This is a genomic window from Microcystis sp. M53603_WE2 (assembly GCF_030065435.1).
This window is the reverse complement of the sequence record NZ_JASJFF010000361.1, coordinates 1-1690: the sequence shown is the minus strand read 5'-3', so window position 1 is coordinate 1690 and position 1690 is coordinate 1. Positions and strand designations below refer to the sequence as shown.

Sequence of the window (1690 nt, the reverse complement as noted above, 5' to 3'; positions counted from 1 at the left end):
TTTGAATTGTTCATCTGATAAGTTTTGATAATCCATAATTTTGCTAATAAACATAGCAAAATTATAGATGATTTCCTGACCTAAGATCACATTTTATTCTTTTTTCCACTTCAATCTAAGAATTGAGAAAAAAGCAAAACCCTCCACTATACCATAAAAAAATTATGCAAGAGGTCTTATGAATTATAAATTGTGAATTATAGATTACAGGTTATAGTTTATCAGTTCTGAATTGGGAAGTGAGAATTGTAAATTTAATTAAATTATCGAGCGGCAAAGGTTGGTTTTGGCTGTGATCGGTAATCGGTAAACTGACAACTAATAGCCGTTGACATCCTCACCGCCGGGGCCGGACGGTGATTCCCTACAGATCGAACAAACTTAATTGAACGATCTTCGGATGGGTTGACGCTTCACGGGACGATGCTTCTTGCGTCTATAACGGTTCTCTCACCGTATTTAGTATTAACCCGCCGGGCGCGGTCGGTTGCCATTGCTTCGATTAGTTGCATAATAGAGATATCCTTTTTTGGATGATAGGCGATCGCTTTTCTGATTGGTAGTCGGTAGCGGTCGCTTTTGGTTTATATCTTTAGTATATTTCTAGTCTCTTACTAAGTCAACTACCTATTAATTAGTATTTTACAGGTATTTTACTAATCCTCATTAGTTTATCTAATAAGTCTTGTACTTAGTAGTTTACAGGGTTAGACTTAAAAGGTAATGTATTAGTATTAATCAATTAAAATCATGGCTACTGAGAATAGACCAGTATCCTGTTATCTCCCAAAAGATATAGAAGACAGCCTTACTAAGTATTGCACTCAAAACAATATCACTCGAAAAGATAAGGCCGGGAACATTCAACCGGCAATGGGAACCGCCATAGTAGAGATTCTCGAAACCTTTTTCGGAGATAGCCCTAGCAAGTTGCCCAACTTCGAGGAAAAGATCGACGCGGCGATCGAAGCCAAAATGAACGCGGCGATCGCATCGCTTCGGACTGAATTAGCTCCCCTATATGCGATCGCCCAGAGAGAAGATTAGAGCGGTCTCGCGTAGCGAGCGCTTTGCGTTCACCTAATGCACGCCCGTCAGTCATATTTGAAACAGATTAGCTAGGAGATTACCTCATGACAGCAGTTACCGAAAATGATCTAAAAAGGCTAGAAGATTTAATCGTTAGTAGTATGAGGGTGATCGAGTCCCGATTAACTAGCCTAGAAAATGGACAATCAGAAATCAAGTCAGATATAAAGTCCCTGAATGGAAAGACAGAAAATATCGACAAGCGACTCACCTCGATCGAAGCCCGTCTAGAAGCATGGAAACCCTCGATCGACAAAACGGCCGATCTTGCCGAAAAAGTAGGAGAACTGAAAAACTGGAAGCAGATCGGGGTAGTGGTAATCACCGCTTTTATCAGTTCGATCCTTAGCGGCATTACCGGCGGGGTGATCGGTTGGCTGATCCGTTCAGCGAAATTCAACCCCTAACACCTAAAACCTAACACCTAACCCTTTTATCCATGCCCTCGACTTTCTCAGTCAGCTTGGCTTGTCCTAAGCTTTTACGCATTTAAGTTACATTGACAGCATTACCCTTATTTTTAAGTTTTCTACTCCATTTAATAATCAATCCCCCTTCATTTAAAAGCTGATTGACTACTTTTTCCAGTTCTTCTTTATTT

At 40.3% G+C, this 1690-nt stretch carries 2 protein-coding genes; both read left to right on the top strand.

The annotated features are described in order from the left end of the window. The first annotated feature begins 750 nt into the window (after positions 1-750). Positions 751-1047, top strand: a complete 297-nt coding sequence (locus PX481_RS07790; RefSeq protein WP_002762525.1) for a hypothetical protein — start codon at positions 751-753, stop codon at positions 1045-1047. An 86-nt stretch (positions 1048-1133) separates the two neighbouring features. Further along, positions 1134-1496: a hypothetical protein gene (locus PX481_RS07785; protein ID WP_002762526.1), complete on the top strand. Its 363-nt coding sequence runs from the start codon at positions 1134-1136 to the stop codon at positions 1494-1496. Positions 1497-1690 lie beyond the last annotated feature (194 nt).